Raw genomic sequence first — 14,922 nt, 5'->3', positions numbered from 1 at the left:
ATGAGTTCGCCCGAAGACCTCCCCACGACCGGCCGCGAATGGCACCTGGTCTCCCGGCCGGAGGGCTTTCCGGTCCCGGAGAACTTCGCGCTGCGGGAAGGCCCGGTGGCGGCCCCCGCGGAAGGCGAGATCCTCGTGCGGAACCTCCACCTGTCCGTCGATCCGTACATGCGCGGGCGGATGAACGACGTGAAGTCCTACGTCCCGCCCTTCCAGCTCGACGAGCCCATGACGGGCGGCGCCGTCGGCATCGTCGTGGCCTCCGAGGCGGAGGGCTTCGCGCCGGGCGACCACGTCCTGCACGACCTCGGCTGGCGGGAGTTGGCGACGCTCAAGGCGCGGTACGCGACCAAGATCTCCCCCGAACTGGCGCCGCTGAGCAGCTACCTCGGCGTGCTGGGCATGCCGGGGCTCACGGCGTACGCGGGGCTGCTGGAGGTGGCGTCCTTCCGGAAGGGCGACGCCGTCTTCGTGTCCGGGGCCGCCGGGGCCGTGGGCAGCGAGGTCGGTCAGATCGCCAGGCTCAAGGGCGCTTCGCGCGTGATCGGCAGCGCCGGTTCGGACGAGAAGGTCCGCCTCCTCACGGAGGAGTACGGATTCGACACGGCCTTCAACTACAAGTCCGGCCCCGTCGCGAGTCAGCTGAAGGAGGCGGCGCCCAACGGCATCGACGTCTACTTCGACAACGTCGGCGGCGACCACCTCGAAGCCGCCATCTCCGCGCTCAACGTCCACGGCCGTGTCGCCGTGTGCGGGATGATCTCGCAGTACAACGCGACGGAGCCGCCGGCCGCACCCCGCAACCTCGCGATGGTCATCGGCAAGCGGCTGCGCCTGCAGGGCCTGCTCGTCATGGACCACGCGGACCTGATGCCGAAGTTCTTCGAAGAGGTCTCCGCCTGGATCCGCTCCGGTGAACTGCAGTACCGGGAGACGGTGGTCGAGGGCGTCGAGTACGCCGCCGACGCCTTCCTCGGCCTGCTCAAGGGCGAGAACACCGGCAAGATGATCGTCTCCCTCGGCGACTGACGACGCGTCACCACTGCCGCCGGGCGCTCGTGTTCGGCGGCTGCCGTCCGGCCGCCGGGAGTGCCCGGCCGGCCCGGCTCGAACCGTTTCATCGAACAGGAGAATCCATGTCCATCCAGTCCGTCGACGTCAAGTACACCGCCGTCGCCACCGCGGAGAACGGCCGGGACGGCCGCGTCTCCACCGACGACGGCAAGCTCGACGTCGTCGTCAACGCGCCCAAGGAGCTGGGCGGAAGCGGCGAGGGCACCAACCCGGAGCAGCTCTTCGCCGCGGGCTACAGCGCCTGCTTCCAGAGCGCCCTGGGCGTGGTGGCCCGCAAGGAGAAGGCGGACATCACCGGTTCGACGGTGACCGCCCGCGTCGGCATCGGCGCCCTCGCGAACGGCGGCTTCGGCCTCAAGGTGGCGCTGGAGGCGCGCATACCGGGCGTCGACGAGGCGACCGCCAGGGAGCTGCTGGAGAAGGCGCACCAGGTGTGCCCGTACTCCAACGCCACTCGCGGCAACATCGAGGTCGACCTGGCCGTCGTCTGAGCGGAGGCGCGGCCGCGCGTCAGCCGCGTCGCCGCGGTCGCGCAGCGAGAGGGCCGTCCCGGCACGAGACAGGCGCCGGGGCGGCCCTTCGCCGTCTCCCTGCGGAGCGCGGGTGCAGTGCGGGTGCGGCGGATGCGGCCCGGCGCCCGGCGCCGTCAGTGCGTGCCGAAGGCGTGGACAGTGGTGCTGCGGTACGTCTCGCCTGGCCGCAGAACCGTCGAGGGGAAGGCCGGCTGGTTGGGCGAGTCGGGGAAGTGCTGGGTCTCCAGCGCGAATCCGTCGCCCTGCCGGTAGACGGCGCCGGAGGTGCCCGCGAGGCTGCCGTCGAGCTGGTTGCCGCTGTAGAGCTGGACGCCGGGTTCGGTCGTGGCGATGCGCATCGTCCGTCCGGTCCGCGGATCGGAGACGGCGACCGCGTGTTCGGGGTCCGGGGTGGTGCCCTTGTCCAGTACGAAGTTGTGGTCGTAACCCAGCCCGTACAGAAGCTGCTGGTCCGCTACCCGGAGGTCCTCCCCGATGGGTTTCGCCAGCCGGAAGTCGAAGGGCCCGCCCTCCACTCCGGCGAGCTTCCCGGTCGGGATCAGCGTCTCGCCGACCGGGGTGTAGCAGGACGCGGCGATCTCCAGCAGGTGTCCGTAGACGTCCCCCGAGCCCTCGCCCGCGAGGTTGAAGTACGTGTGGTTCGTGAGGTTGACGACGGTCGGTGCGTCCGTGGCCGCCTCGTAGTCGACGCGGAACTCGCCGCGTGCGGTGAGGGTGTAGTCGACGCGCAGGGCGAGCTCGCCCGGGTAGCCCTCCTCGCCGCTCTCGCTGGTACGGGTGAGGGTGAGCCCGCAGGCGTCGCCCTGCTGAAACGGTTCGACCCGCCACACCCGCTTGTCGAAGCCCTTCTTCCCCCCGTGCAGGCTGTTGGGGCCGTCGTTGACGGGGAGGACGTAGTCCGTGCCGTCGAGCGTGAACCTGCCGTTCGCGACACGGTTGCCGTAACGGCCTATGAGCGCGCCGAAGTAGGGGGAGGCGGCGACGTAGGAGCCGAGGTCGCCGAAGCCGAGCGCGATGTTCGCGCGCTCCCCGCGGCGGTCGGGCACTTCCAGAGCCTGCACGGTCCCGCCGTAGGACAGGACGCGGAGAAGCACGCCGCCGTTCTCGACAGTCCACCGGTCGACGGCGGTTCCGTCCTCCAGCTTCCCGAAGTCCTCCTTGCGCGGGTCCCTCATGCAGTCCACTTTCCCTGTCGTACCGGTTACGGGCGTGCGGCGTGGCCGGCCTGCGGCCGGTCGTCCCGGACGCGCGTGGCCGAACGCCGAGCCCGCCGGACCGCACACCGCCGAAGGCATGTGCGTTGCCACAGGTCATGATGGCTCACGGCTTCTTCTGTTCGGAAACGTCGGAAGGACGGACCGGCGGCTCCCGGGCCGTGCCCGTGCCCGTGCCGCCGGCCCGCCGCCGTGTCCGCCTCTCGCCGCGGGCCAGGGCGAGATCGTCACGCCCTAGGTCCGAACGACACGCCTAGGAGCCCACCTTCCGCTTGTTCCACACGTCGAAGCCGACCGCGGCGAGCAGCACCAGCCCCTTGATGACCTGCTGGTAGTCGGTGCCGATGCCGACCAGCGACATGCCGTTGTTCAGCACGCCCAGCACGAGACCGCCGATCACCGCGCCCAGCACGGTCCCCACGCCGCCGCTCATCGACGCACCCCCGATGAACGCCGCGGCGATCGCTTCCAGCTCGAAGTTGATGCCCGCCTGCGGGGTGCCCGCGTTGAGCCGGGCCGCGTACACGCACCCCGCGAGCGCGGCCAGTACGCCCATGTTGACGAAGACCAGGAACGTGACGCGCTTGTCCTTCACGCCGGAGAGCTTCGCCGCGGCCTTGTTGCCGCCCAGCGCGTACACATGGCGTCCCACGACGGCGTTGCGCATCACGAAGCCCAGTCCGATGAGCAGGACGCACATGATGAGCAGCACGACCGGCACACCGTGGTAGCTGGCCAGGGTCAGGGTGAAGGCCACGACCGCGGCGACGATCGCGGCGCACTTGAGCAGCCAGAGGTTGAAGGGCAGCACCTCCAGCTCGTACGCAAGCTGGCGCCTCCGGTCGCGCCACTCCTGGAAGAGCACGAAGGCGATGACCACGAGGCCGATGAGCAGCGTCGGGTTGTGGTACTGCGTGTACGGGCCCATCTCCGGTATGAAGCCCTGCGCGATCTCCTGGAACCCCCGGGGGAACGGCGCGATGGACTGCCCCTCCAGGAGGATCTGCGTCCCGCCCCGGAAGAGCAGCATCCCGGCGAGCGTCACGATGAAGGACGGAATCCCCACGTACGCGATCCAGAACCCCTGCCACGCCCCGGCGGCAGCGCCGATCAGCAACGACAGGACGAGCGCCAGCACCCACGGCATGTCGTGCCTGACCATCATCACCGCCGCCGCGGCACCGACGAACGCGGCCAGCGAACCCACGGACAGATCGATGTGGCCGGCGATGATCACCATCATCATGCCCATGGCCAGAATCAGGATGTAGCTGTTCTGCTGGACGATGTTGGAGACGTTGTTGGGCAGCAGCAGCGACCCGTCTGTCCATATCTGGAACAGCACGACGATGAGTGCCAGTGCGACGAGCATCCCGTACTGGCGCATGTTGTTGCGGACGGTCTCCAGCAGCAGCGCGCCGGCCGGGGACCTGCCGGGCTCCTGCCGTTCGCTCGGCCGTCCGGGCCCGTCGCCGGAGCGGTCACGGGTCTGCGTTGGTGTCGTCATGGCTCGGCCCCTCAGCTCTTGTCACTCGTGCCGCTGATGCTGCTGTCGGAAGTGCTCGTGCTGCCCGGCGAGGTGCCGGTGCGGTCCTCGCTGCTCGTGTCGCTCGAACTGGTGCTGGACGCACCGGTGTTGCCGTTCGTCGTACCGGGACCGGGACCGGGACCGGCATCGCCGCCGACGGCAGTCCCTGTGCCGGTGCCGGTGCCGGTGCCGGTGTCCAGCGTTTCGGTCATGTGCCGCATCAGGACTTCCTGCGTGGCGTCCTCGCGGGAGACCTCGCCGGTGAGCCGGCCGGCGGCCATGGTGTAGATGCGGTCGCACATCCCCAGCAGCTCCGGCAGTTCGGAGGAGATGAAGACGACCGCTTTGCCCTGCGCCGCGAGTCCGTCGATGACCGTGTAGATCTCGTACTTCGCGCCGACGTCGATGCCCCGCGTCGGCTCGTCCAGGATGAGCACCTCGGGATCCGCGTGGATCCACTTGCTGAGGACGACTTTCTGCTGGTTGCCGCCGCTCAGCCGCTGTACCTGCTCGTGGACGTTCGGCGCCTTGATGTTCATCGAGCGCAGGTATCCCTCGGCGACCCGCCGCTCGGCGTGCTCGTCGACAACGCCGCGCCGTGCGAGCCCTGTCAGAGAGGCGAGGGAGATGTTGCGGTTGATGTCCTCGATGAGGTTGAGCCCGTACGTCTTGCGGTCCTCGGTGACGTACGCGATCCCGTGGCCGATGGCTTCCGGGACGGTCCGGGTCTGCACTTCCCGGCCGTCGACGCGCACAGTGCCTCGCTCGTACAGCCCGTACGAGCGCCCGAAGAGGTTCATCGCCAGCTCGGTGCGTCCGGCTCCCATCAGACCGGCGATGCCGACGATCTCGCCGCGCCGCACCTGCAGCGAGACGCCGTCCACGACCTTGCGCTGATGGTCGATGGGGTGCCGTACTGTCCAGTCGCTCACGGAGAGTGCGACGGTACCGGCGTCCTCGCCCTCGTATCCCGTGCGGGGCGGGAAGCGCTGGTCGAGGTCGCGGCCCACCATGCCGCGGATGATGCGGTCCTCGGAGATCTCCGGTTCGTCGCCTGGGCGTTCGCGGACCCTGAGCGTCTCGATCGTGCGGCCGTCGCGCAGGATCGTCACCGAGTCCGCGATCTGGCGGATCTCGTTCAGCTTGTGCGAGATGACGATGCAGGCGATGCCCTGTGCGCGCAGCTCCCCGATCAGTTCGAGGAGCTTGCGGCTGTCCTCGTCGTTGAGCGCGGCGGTCGGCTCGTCGAGGATCAGCAGCTCGACCTCCTTCGAGAGCGCCTTGGCGATCTCCACGAGCTGCTGCTTGCCGACGCCGATGTCCGCGATGCGCGTCTGCGGCTTGTCGGGCAGGCCGACGCGTTTGAGCAGCGCGTCGGCGCGGCGCAGCGTCTCGCTCCAGCTGATGATGCCGCGCCTGGCGTGCTCGTTGCCGAGGAAGATGTTCTCCGCGAGGGAGAGGTAGGGGATCAGGGCGAGCTCCTGGTGGATGATGACGATGCCGCGCTGCTCGCTCGCGCGGATGTCCTTGAACGCGCAGGGCTCGCCCCCGAAGAGGATCTCGCCCTCGTAACTCCCGTGCGGATGCACGCCGCTGAGCACCTTCACCAGCGTGGACTTGCCCGCGCCGTTCTCACCGCAGATCGCATGGATCTCGCCCGCGCGCACAGTCAGATTGACGTCGGAGAGCGCCTTCACGCCGGGGAAGGACTTGCTGATCCCCCGCATCTCCAGGACCGGGCGCCCGGCCGTCGCCCCGTCCGCCCCGGGCCCCTGCTCGAACTGCTCCGCCGCGGCCGTCACTTGAGCTGTCCCGCCGTGTAGTAGCCGTCGTCGACCAGCCGCTGCGTGTTGGACTTGTCGATGCTCACGGGCTTCAGCAGATACGCGGGAACGACCTTCTTGCCGTTGTCGTAGGTCTTGGTGTCGTTGACCTCCGGCTTCTTGCCGGTGAGCACCGCGTCGCCCATCTGCACCGCCTGCCGGGCGAGTTTGCGGGTGTCCTTGTAGACGGTCTGCGTCTGCTGGCCGCGCAGGATCGACTTCACCGACGCCAGCTCCGCGTCCTGCCCGGTGACGACCGGATAGGGCTTGTCGCCGGTGCCGTACCCGGCGCTCTTGAGCGCGGAGAGGATGCCGATCGAGATGCCGTCGTAGGGGGAGAGCACCGCGTCGACCTCTTCGGAGCCGTAGTTCTTGCTCAGCAGGTCGTCCATGCGCTTCTGCGCCGTGCCGCCGTCCCACCGCAGAGTGGTCGTCTGGTTCAGCTTCGTCTGCTTGCTGCGGACGACGAGCCGGCCCTTCTCGATGTACGGACGGAGCACCTTCATGGCGCCGTCCCAGAAGAACTTGGTGTTGTTGTCGTCCGGCGAGCCCGCGAAGAGCTCGACGTTGAACTTCTCGTCCTTCTTCTCGTCCAGCTTCAGCTTGTCGACGATGTAGCCGCCCTGCAGTTCGCCGACGCGCTCGTTGTCGAAGGACGCGTAGTAGTCGACGTTCTCGGTCCCCAGCAGCAGCCTGTCGTAGGAGATGACGGGGACGTCCGCCTCCTTCGCCCGCCGCAGCACGTCGGTCAGCGCCGAACCGTCGATCGCTGCGACGACGAGCAGCCTGTGCCCCTTGGCGATCATGTTCTCGATCTGGGCGACCTGGTTCTCCACCTTGTCGTCGCCGTACTGCAGGTCCGCCTTGTACCCGGCGGCCTTGAACTGCCGCGCCATGTTCCGGCCGTCGGCTATCCAGCGTTCGGAGGACTTGGTCGGCATGGCCAGCCCGACGGTGCCGCCCTTGCCCTTCTCGGCCTTGTAGCGGCTGCCGCCCTTGGCCTCCTGGCCGCACGCGGCGAGCGATCCGGCGAGCAGCGCGACGGCGGCCGCGGCCGCGAGCGGCGCCGTCCGCCGGCGTGGTCCGCGCCCGGACCGCGCTCGTCGCCGTACCGCGGATATGTGGACGGGTGTGCGGGTGCCCATGGTCAGTTCCTCTCCGGAAGGGGGAATCGCTGGAGTTCGCCGGGGTGCCGGGAGCCCGTCGGTGACATTCCGCCGTCAGCACCGAGCCGCGCGAGCATGTCGAGCGCCAGCCGTCCCCGCCGGACCCGTTCGCGTGCCGAGTCGAGGGTCAGGCCGCGCAGATGTGCTCCGTAGGGATAGATGCCCGGAGCCTTGCTGAGGCCGAATTTGAGGTAGATGGGCGCGCCTCGCCGTATCAGCTCGGCCGCCTCGTACATCCGCACGTAGCCGCCCAGGTCGTCCGGTGCCTCCAGGTAGAAGTCCATCGGCGCGGCGCTCACCCGGCGTATCTCGGTCAGCTGCTGCAGCGTCAGGTCGGAGGGGACGTTGATCGAGTCGGCCCCGAGGCGCTCGAACACGCTGTACGACGCGGGGTTCACCGGCCCGATCAGCGCCGAGACCTTGAGGGTGGTGTCGGCGGGCAGCGTGCCCTCCGCCCTCAGCCGGTGCAGCACCCAGAGGACCCCCTCGTCGGCCACCAGCAGGCAGCGCACGCCGAGTTCGGCCGCACGCAGGGCGTCCTCGACGCAGCCGGCGAGGGCGTCGTGTCCCCGGGCCCGCAGGCCGCCGCCCCCGGAGTCGGTGCGCGTGGACGCTCCGACGTCCCAGGTGCCGCGCGGCCCCGTGAACAGGCACAGCTCGATGTCGTGCTGCGCGCACGCGTCCACCATCTCCGTGATCTCCGCGTCGGTCAGCATCCATACGCCGCTGCCCTGGCTGATGCGGTGCACGGGCACGTCCAGTGCCGCGGCCTCCCGCAGCACCGCGGCCAGCGCCTCCGGGCCTTCGCAGGAGGGGATCTCGGTCCGCCACGTGCCGCCGTCGGGGAAGGAGTGCGGCGACGCGTCGGCGGGTTCGGGCGCCGGGCCGCGCATGCCGACGGTGCTCATGGCGTCGGCACCGGGGCGTCGTGGGCTGAAGGATGCGGTGGGCACAGTGCTCCCGTGGTTCGCGGTCGTTCGGTTCGTCTCCGGTACGGACAGTGGGTCGGTTTCTCGGACGGTGTTCCGGGCGGTGGTCTTCGCAGTGGTCTGTCCGGCGGCCTGCACGGCCGGCGGACCTCTAGGGCCGCAGCAGCACCTTCCCGACAGCCGGATCGCCGCTGCCGACAAGCCCGACGGCTTCGCCGAACGACGTCAGCGGCAGTTCGTGTGTGATCAACGGCGCGGGATCGAGCAGTCCTTCGGTGAACGTCCGCACCGCGAAGGACCACGCGGCAGAGGACGCTCCGAAGACCGAACGGATCGTCAGCTGGCTCACGGACAGATGCACCGGGTCGATGCCCTGCGCGCCGGCCTCGAACATGCCGGTGAGTACGACGCGCCCGCCGCGCCGCGCGAGCAGGCACGCGTCGTGCGCGGTGCCCGGCGCGCCCGCCGTCTCGACGACCAGGTCGTAGCCGCCGTCCGGGGGCGGGCACCGGCTGTCCCCGCCGTCCGGCGTACGGGCGTCCGTCGCACCCATCGACAGGGCCTGCCCGGCCCGCTGCGCGCGGGGATCCACGGCGGTCAGCCGGGCGGGCGTGTACGCGGCGAGCAGCTGTACCGCGAGCAGCCCCAGCGTCCCCGCACCGACGACGGCGATCCGCTCGCCCGGACGGGGCCCGGCGGCGAGGACGGCCGCTGCCACCACCGCCGCGGGCTCCAGCAGGGCCGCGGCCCTCAAGTCGGCCTCGTCCGGAAGGAGATGCAGCAGCCTCGCGGGCACTGCGACCGTGTCGGCGAACGCCCCGGGCCTGGTGAAACCCGTCTCGTCGTACCCGGCGGTGCACAGGCTGGTCGCTCCTTCCCGGCAGCGCGCGCACCGCATGCAGGTACGGAACCCCTCCGCCACAGTTCTGCGGCCCGTCAGCTGCGGGTCGACGCCCTCTCCGACAGCCTCGACCGTTCCGGACCATTCGTGACCAGGTGTGACCGGATAGCGCACGTACCCCTCGGCGCGGGTGCCGTCGTACACCTCGCGGTCGCTCGCGCAGATCCCTGCCGCGTGGACGGCGACGCGCACCTCGCCAGGGCCGGGAGACGGCCGGGGGAGGGTGACCAGGCGGTGCGCACCGGGCTCGTCGACGACCACTGACCTCATGTCCTGCGGAGCGGGCGTCATGCCTCCGCGCTCCGGCCGCCCCGCGGGTCGCGCTTCTCCCAGCCTTCGGCCCACAGGTCGAACCGCGCCTGCTGCTGCGGGAATTCGGCTGCCGCGTCGGTATCCAGTTCGACGCCGAGGCCGGGCGCGTCCGGAAGGCTGAAGTAGCCGTCGACGACTTCCGGCGCGCCCTTCACCACCTTCTTGATCTCGGCGTCCGCGAAGTCGTTGAAGTGCTCGAGGATCTTGAAGTTCGGTGTGCACCCCGCCACTTGGAGAGAGGCCGAGGTGAGCACCGGACCGCCGACGTTGTGCGGCGCGACGAGCGTGTAGTGCGTCTCCGCGGTGGCGGCGAGCTTGCGCGTCTCGAGGATGCCGCCGATGTGCCCGACGTCCGGCTGGATGATGTCGGCGGCCTGCGACTCGAACAGTTCGCGGAACTCGATGCGGTCGTGGATGCGCTCACCCGTCGCCACCGGCAGCTCGACCTTCCCCGCGACCTTCGCCAGCGCCTTGAGGTTCTCCGGCGGCACCGGCTCCTCCAGCCACGCGGGGCGGAACGGTGCCATCTCGCGGGCGAGCCGCACGGCGGTGGCGGGGCTGAAGCGTCCGTGCATCTCCAGCATCAGCTCGGTCTCCGGCCCGATCGCGTCCCGCACGGCCTCGATCAGCGACACCGCGTACCGCGTTTCCTCGTCGTCCAGTTCGAGATGTCCCGTCCCGAACGGGTCGATCTTCAGGGCCCGGTAACCCCGTTCGACGACCGCCTGCGCGGCCTTGTGGTACGCCTCCGGGGTGCGTTCCGTGGTGTACCAGCCGTTCGCGTAAGCCTTGACGCGGTCCGTGACCCTCCCGCCGAGCAGCTGCCAGACCGGAACGCCCAGCGCCTTGCCCTTGATGTCCCAGCAGGCCGTCTCCACGCAGGCGATGCCGGACATGACGATCTCGCCGGCCCGGCCGTAGTCGCCGTACTTCATCCGCCGGACGAGGTCCTCGACGGCGAACGGATCGGAGCCGCGGACGTGGTTGGCCTCCGCCTCGCGCAGGTATCCCACCAGTGCGTCGGTGCGGCCGAGCATCCGCGTCTCGCCGACCCCGGTGAGGCCCTCGTCGGTGTGGACCTGGACGTAGGTGAGGTTGCGCCAGGGCGTTCCGACGACGTGGGTGCTGATTCCGGTGATGCGCACGGCAGACGGCCCTTCACATACGGTGTTCGAGATTTCGGACTGCGTTCGAAATGCCGATGCGAATGTATTGATGCATGTGACCGGCGTCAATGGGTGCTGCCAGGGCCGTTCTGTGTGACCCGTGGACGGACGGTGAAGGCGCGCCACCGCTCCGGGCGGGGAAAGCCGCGGTTAGCGCGACGCCCGATCCGCCTGCGGAGGGCGGCGTGCCGTGATGCCGCGGTAGGCGAGATCCGCGAGCTTGCGCTGTCCGGCCTTGCTGGGGTGGAACCAGTCCCAGCGGCTGAGTTCCGTCCTGGTGAACCGGTAGTCGAAGACCGCGCCGCCGTCGTAGCGGCAGCGCGCCATCTTCGCGCACTCGGCTCTCAGGGCCGCGTTGTACGCGATGACCCGCTCGTGGACATCATGCCGGCGCTGCTCGGCCGCCGCGGTCGTCGACCTCGGGTCGCGCAGCATGGACTGGCAGATCCCCAGCTTCCAGACCTGCTCGCCCCAGGCATCCCCGCGTCCCTGGGACCACAGCCGCTTGAGGTTCGGCACGCTCGCCACATAGACGTACGCCTCGGGGTGCGCCCGGCGCAGCGTGGCCAGCGCCTCGCGGAAGCCGGCGCGGAACTCGGCCGTGGGCGTCATCTGCGCGGGTGTGGGACGGCAGGCGTCGTTCGCACCCGCGAGCACCGTCACCAGATCGGGGTCCCGCCGCGCGGCCTGTTCCATCTGTGCGGGCAGGTCCGCCATCACCGAACCGCTGACCGCGAAGTTCCAGGAGCGGCGCGAGGGTGCGTCGTCGATGAGCCGCTGGGCGAGACTCTCCACTGCCGGATCGGTGCCGGTGACCCAGGACGCCTTCGCGCAGTCCGCCAGCAGGTTGCAGGCGTCGAACCCCTGGGTGATGGAGTCCCCGACGGCGGCGATCGACCCGGGGGTCCGGTCCCAGGGGGGAGTGGGCGACGGAGAGGGGCGCGCGGAGCCGGGGGAGCGCTGCCCCGTATCGCTCCCGCTACCACTGCCGAACGAGACCGCCGCGACGAGCCCGCCGACGAGCGCGAGGAGAGCGGCGGCGAGCACCGCGAGTCGCCCACGACGGGTTATCCGGGTGCCGGCTGCTCCCGCCGGGTCTTCCTCCGGGCGTCCGATCTGCATCTGCCCCTCGATTTCGCGCTGTTGGGCCCGTTCGTACGGCACCGGACGTCCCCGGTGCGCGGTAGCTTTGCTCCCGTGCTCCACTGCCGGATTCTCAGTGTGACGGAGGCCGGAGTGCGCGTTCAGCGACAGCTGAACATTACACCGCGTCACTTCCTGTCCCTTTCAGGGAGAATTGGCGCCTATGGTGTTTACTATTCGTAACCACGGTGCTGGATCGACGAAGTGACCGTGGTGCAGGAAGTCAGGCGCTGACCCCGGCGCATGACCGGTAGGCAGTCGAGGCACTCGGCGACGACGCCCGCCCCTCGAACCGCACTGGAGGTCCCGGTGACGACACGTGGAGTTCTGTACGTGCACTCCGCTCCCCGCGCGCTGTGCCCGCACGTCGAATGGGCCGTGGCAGGCGTCCTCGGCACCCGCGTCAATCTCGACTGGATCAGACAGCCGGCCTCTCCCGGTACCTGGCGCGCGGAGTTCTCCTGGCAGGGGGACCCGGGTACGGCGTCGAAGCTCGCGTCCGCGCTGCGCGGCTGGCATCTGCTGAGGTTCGAGGTCACCGCCGAGCCCTGCGCGGCGGCGGAGGGCGAGCGCTACAGCTCCACGCCCGAGCTCGGCATCTTCCACGCCGTCACCGGCATGCACGGAGACATCCTCGTCCCGGAGGACCGGCTGCGGGCGGCCATGAACCGCGCCTCCCGCGGCGAGAGCGAACTCGAGGCGGAGGTCGCGAAGTTGCTGGGCAAGCCCTGGGACGACGAGCTGGAGCCCTTCCGCTACGCCGGTGAGGGTGCCCCGGTGCGCTGGCTCCACCAGGTCGTCTGACGCTCCGGAACGGCACGCTCCGTTAGCGTGCCTCCATGGCCGACCTTCCTGACCTCCCTGACCTTCCCGACATCTCCGACCGGACGTCCGTGGCCGTGCTCGGCACCGGCATCATGGGCGCCGCGATGGCCCGCAACCTCTGCCGTGCCGGCCTGGCCGTGCGCGTGTGGAACCGCACCAGCGCGAAGGCGGAACCGCTGGCCGCCGAGGGCGCCCGCATCGCCGCCGACCCCCGCGAGGCCGTCGAGAACGCCGACGTCGTGCTGACGATGCTCCACGACGGGCCCGTCACAGCCGAGATCGTCCGCGCCGCCGCCCCAGGACTCCGGGCCGGCCAGGTGTGGCTCCAGAGCACGACCGCAGGGGTGGACGGCCTGCCGGCGCTCGCCGAGCTCGCCCGGGAGTACCGGCTCACCTTCGTCGACGCGCCGGTCCTCGGTACGCGGCAGCCCGCGGAGGCGGGGGAGCTGGTGGTGCTGGCGGCCGGCCCCCGGGAGGCGAGGTCCGGACTGGCGCCGGTGCTCGAGGCCGTGGGCACACGTACCGTCTGGGTGGGGGAGGAGCCCGGTGCCGCGACCCGTCTGAAGCTCGTCTGCAACAGCTGGGTGCTGACCGTCACTCACGGTGTCGCCGAGGCGCTCGCCCTGGCGGACGGTCTGGGGGTGGACCCGCAGGGCTTCCTCGACGCGGTCGGGGGCGGCCCGCTGGACATGGGGTATCTGCGGCTGAAGGCCCAGGCCGTACGGTCCGGCGACTTCGCACCCAGCTTCGCTGTCGACACCGCGGCGAAGGACGCCCGGCTCGTCGTCAGCGCCGGCGAACGGGCAGGGGTGCGGATGGACGTGGCGGCGGCGGGGGCGGAGAGGTTTCGCCGTGCCGCTGAACAGGGCCACGGTGGCGAGGACATGGCGGCCTCGTACTTCGCCAGCTTCGACGGCGACGGGCCGGGAGCCGGCGGAGGCCCGGACGTGAGCACGCGGTAAGGGGCAGCCCCTCTGGGAGCCGCCCCTTACCGCGTGCCGGCTGGACGGACCGTCCGCCCTGCCCGTGTCAGACCGTGCGGAACGCCAGGACGACGTTGTGGCCGCCGAACCCGAAGGAGTTGTTCAGCGCGGCGATCGTGCCCTCGGGGAGGGGACGCGGCTCGCCGCCGACGATGTCGGCGTCGGCCTCCGGGTCGGGGTTGTTCAGGTTGATGGTCGGCGGCGCCGTCCGGTTCTTCAGCGCGAGGATCGAGGCGACGGTCTCGATACCGCCCGCACCGCCCAGCAGGTGACCCGTCATCGACTTGGTGGCGGAGATGGCCATGTGGTCCACGTCGTCGCCGAAGACCTTGCGCAGCGCCTTCAGTTCGGCGATGTCGCCCAGCGGGGTCGACGTCGCGTGCGCGTTGATGTGCATGATCTCGGCGGGCTTGAGGTCCGTCTGGTCCATCAGGTTCTGCAGGGCCAGCGCGATGCCGTTGCCGTTGGGCTCCGGCTGCGTGATGTGGTGGCTGTCGGCCGAGATGCCCTGGCCGATGGCCTCGGCGTAGATCTTGGCGCCGCGCTTCTTCGCGTGCTCGGCGGACTCCAGCACGACGACGCCCGCGCCCTCGCCCATCACGAAGCCGTTGCGGTCGGCGTCGTACGGGCGCGAGGCCCCCTCGGGGTTCTCGTTGTCCTTCGACATCGCCATCATGTTGCCGAAGGCGACGATCGGCAGGGGGTGTATGGCCGCCTCGGTGCCGCCGGCGACGACGACGTCGGCCCGGCCCGTGCGGATCATCTCCATGGCGTACCCGATCGCCTCGGAGCCGGAGGCGCAGGCGCTGACCGGCGTGTGGACGCCCGCGCGTGCGTTGACCTCCAGACCGACGTTGGCGCTGGGGCTGTTCGGCATCAGCATCGGGACGGTGTGCGGCGAGACGCGGCGTACGCCCTTCTCCCGCAGCACGTCGTACTGCCCGAGCAGGGTGGTGACGCCGCCGATGCCGGAGGCGACGACGGCCCCCAGCCGTTCCGGGGGCAGCTGGGCATCCTCCCCGGCCCTGCCGGAGTAGCCGGCGTCCGCCCAGGCCTCGCGGGCCGCGATCAGCGCGAACTGCGCCGAACGGTCCAGCTTGCGGGCCTGCGGACGCGGGATGGTCTCGGTGGGTTCCACCGCGATCTCGGCGGCGATACGGACGGGCAGGTCCGCCGCCCAGTCATGGGTGAGAGGGCCGACCCCGGAACGTCCGGCGAGCAGACCTTCCCACGTCGATGCGCTGTCGCCACCCAGCGGTGTGGTTGCGCCGATACCGGTGACGACCACGGAGTGATGGGTCGTATTCACTGGATTCTGTCTCCAC

The 14,922-nt window shown here is 70.3% G+C and carries 13 protein-coding genes; 4 read left to right on the top strand and 9 right to left on the bottom strand.

Annotation, left to right across the window (positions count from 1 at the left end; genetic code table 11):
* A complete protein-coding gene (locus H181DRAFT_RS06375) occupies positions 1–1,029 on the top strand; it encodes an NADP-dependent oxidoreductase (RefSeq protein WP_045863248.1) in 1,029 nt (342 codons plus the stop codon).
* 107 nt (positions 1,030–1,136) lie between these two features.
* Entirely contained in the window at positions 1,137–1,565 is a 429-nt protein-coding gene (locus tag H181DRAFT_RS06370) for an organic hydroperoxide resistance protein (protein WP_045863247.1), read from the top strand.
* A 155-nt stretch (positions 1,566–1,720) separates the two neighbouring features.
* Here the strand turns inward: H181DRAFT_RS06370 and H181DRAFT_RS06365 are convergent, their stop codons facing one another.
* The 8 genes from H181DRAFT_RS06365 to H181DRAFT_RS06330 all read right to left on the bottom strand — a co-directional run bounded on the left by H181DRAFT_RS06365 (position 1,721) and on the right by H181DRAFT_RS06330 (position 11,810).
* Positions 1,721–2,782 carry an aldose epimerase family protein gene (locus H181DRAFT_RS06365; protein WP_254666729.1) on the bottom strand — a complete coding sequence of 354 codons (1,062 nt, stop codon included), beginning with the start codon at positions 2,780–2,782 and terminating at the stop codon, positions 1,721–1,723.
* Between the two features lie 292 nt (positions 2,783–3,074).
* Positions 3,075–4,328: a multiple monosaccharide ABC transporter permease gene (mmsB, locus tag H181DRAFT_RS06360; protein ID WP_045863245.1), complete on the bottom strand. Its 1,254-nt coding sequence runs from the start codon at positions 4,326–4,328 to the stop codon at positions 3,075–3,077.
* Between the two features lie 11 nt (positions 4,329–4,339).
* Entirely contained in the window at positions 4,340–6,076 is a 1,737-nt protein-coding gene (gene mmsA, locus H181DRAFT_RS06355) for a multiple monosaccharide ABC transporter ATP-binding protein (RefSeq protein WP_175439728.1), read from the bottom strand.
* A gap of 71 nt (positions 6,077–6,147) precedes the next feature.
* Positions 6,148–7,317 carry a multiple monosaccharide ABC transporter substrate-binding protein gene (gene chvE, locus H181DRAFT_RS06350; protein WP_078895537.1) on the bottom strand — a complete coding sequence of 390 codons (1,170 nt, stop codon included), beginning with the start codon at positions 7,315–7,317 and terminating at the stop codon, positions 6,148–6,150.
* Positions 7,318–7,319: 2 nt separating this feature from the next.
* Positions 7,320–8,246, bottom strand: coding sequence for a hypothetical protein (locus H181DRAFT_RS06345; RefSeq protein ID WP_045863244.1), 927 nt, complete (start codon positions 8,244–8,246; stop codon positions 7,320–7,322).
* 172 nt (positions 8,247–8,418) lie between these two features.
* On the bottom strand, positions 8,419–9,459 hold the full coding sequence (locus H181DRAFT_RS06340) for a zinc-dependent alcohol dehydrogenase (protein ID WP_045863243.1): 1,041 nt from the start codon (positions 9,457–9,459) through the stop codon (positions 8,419–8,421).
* A complete protein-coding gene (locus H181DRAFT_RS06335; protein WP_045863242.1) occupies positions 9,456–10,625 on the bottom strand; it encodes a mandelate racemase/muconate lactonizing enzyme family protein in 1,170 nt (389 codons plus the stop codon). Before H181DRAFT_RS06335 ends, H181DRAFT_RS06340 begins: the two co-directional genes overlap by 4 nt.
* A gap of 171 nt (positions 10,626–10,796) precedes the next feature.
* The gene (locus H181DRAFT_RS06330; RefSeq protein ID WP_254666728.1) at positions 10,797–11,810 is read right to left on the bottom strand and encodes an SGNH/GDSL hydrolase family protein; all 1,014 of its coding nucleotides are present in this window, start codon (positions 11,808–11,810) and stop codon (positions 10,797–10,799) included.
* A 288-nt stretch (positions 11,811–12,098) separates the two neighbouring features.
* On the opposite strand from H181DRAFT_RS06330, the gene H181DRAFT_RS06325 reads away from it, so the two are divergent.
* Both H181DRAFT_RS06325 and H181DRAFT_RS06320 read left to right on the top strand, forming a co-directional pair.
* Positions 12,099–12,593, top strand: coding sequence for a DUF3145 domain-containing protein (locus H181DRAFT_RS06325; protein ID WP_045863241.1), 495 nt, complete (start codon positions 12,099–12,101; stop codon positions 12,591–12,593).
* A 71-nt stretch (positions 12,594–12,664) separates the two neighbouring features.
* Positions 12,665–13,576 carry an NAD(P)-dependent oxidoreductase gene (locus H181DRAFT_RS06320; RefSeq protein ID WP_045863500.1) on the top strand — a complete coding sequence of 304 codons (912 nt, stop codon included), beginning with the start codon at positions 12,665–12,667 and terminating at the stop codon, positions 13,574–13,576.
* A 67-nt stretch (positions 13,577–13,643) separates the two neighbouring features.
* Here the strand turns inward: H181DRAFT_RS06320 and fabF are convergent, their stop codons facing one another.
* Positions 13,644–14,906, bottom strand: a complete 1,263-nt coding sequence (fabF, locus tag H181DRAFT_RS06315; protein WP_045863240.1) for a beta-ketoacyl-ACP synthase II — start codon at positions 14,904–14,906, stop codon at positions 13,644–13,646.
* Positions 14,907–14,922: the final 16 nt, after the last annotated feature.

This window comes from Streptomyces sp. WMMB 714, assembly GCF_900090125.1.
GTDB lineage: Bacteria > Actinomycetota > Actinomycetes > Streptomycetales > Streptomycetaceae > Streptomyces > Streptomyces daqingensis.
The sequence above is the reverse complement of the archived record's forward strand: the minus strand, read 5'-3'. Positions and strand labels throughout refer to the sequence as shown.

Coding starts and splice junctions, on each gene's coding strand:
- H181DRAFT_RS06365 (WP_254666729.1), bottom strand. CDS start 2,782: ATGAGGGACCCGCGCAAGGAGGACTTCGGGAAGCTGGAGGACGGAACC.
- H181DRAFT_RS06375 (WP_045863248.1), top strand. CDS start 1: ATGAGTTCGCCCGAAGACCTCCCCACGACCGGCCGCGAATGGCACCTG.
- chvE (WP_078895537.1), bottom strand. CDS start 7,317: ATGGGCACCCGCACACCCGTCCACATATCCGCGGTACGGCGACGAGCG.
- mmsA (WP_175439728.1), bottom strand. CDS start 6,076: ATGCGGGGGATCAGCAAGTCCTTCCCCGGCGTGAAGGCGCTCTCCGAC.
- H181DRAFT_RS06340 (WP_045863243.1), bottom strand. CDS start 9,459: ATGACGCCCGCTCCGCAGGACATGAGGTCAGTGGTCGTCGACGAGCCC.
- H181DRAFT_RS06370 (WP_045863247.1), top strand. CDS start 1,137: ATGTCCATCCAGTCCGTCGACGTCAAGTACACCGCCGTCGCCACCGCG.
- mmsB (WP_045863245.1), bottom strand. CDS start 4,328: ATGACGACACCAACGCAGACCCGTGACCGCTCCGGCGACGGGCCCGGA.
- H181DRAFT_RS06345 (WP_045863244.1), bottom strand. CDS start 8,246: ATGAGCACCGTCGGCATGCGCGGCCCGGCGCCCGAACCCGCCGACGCG.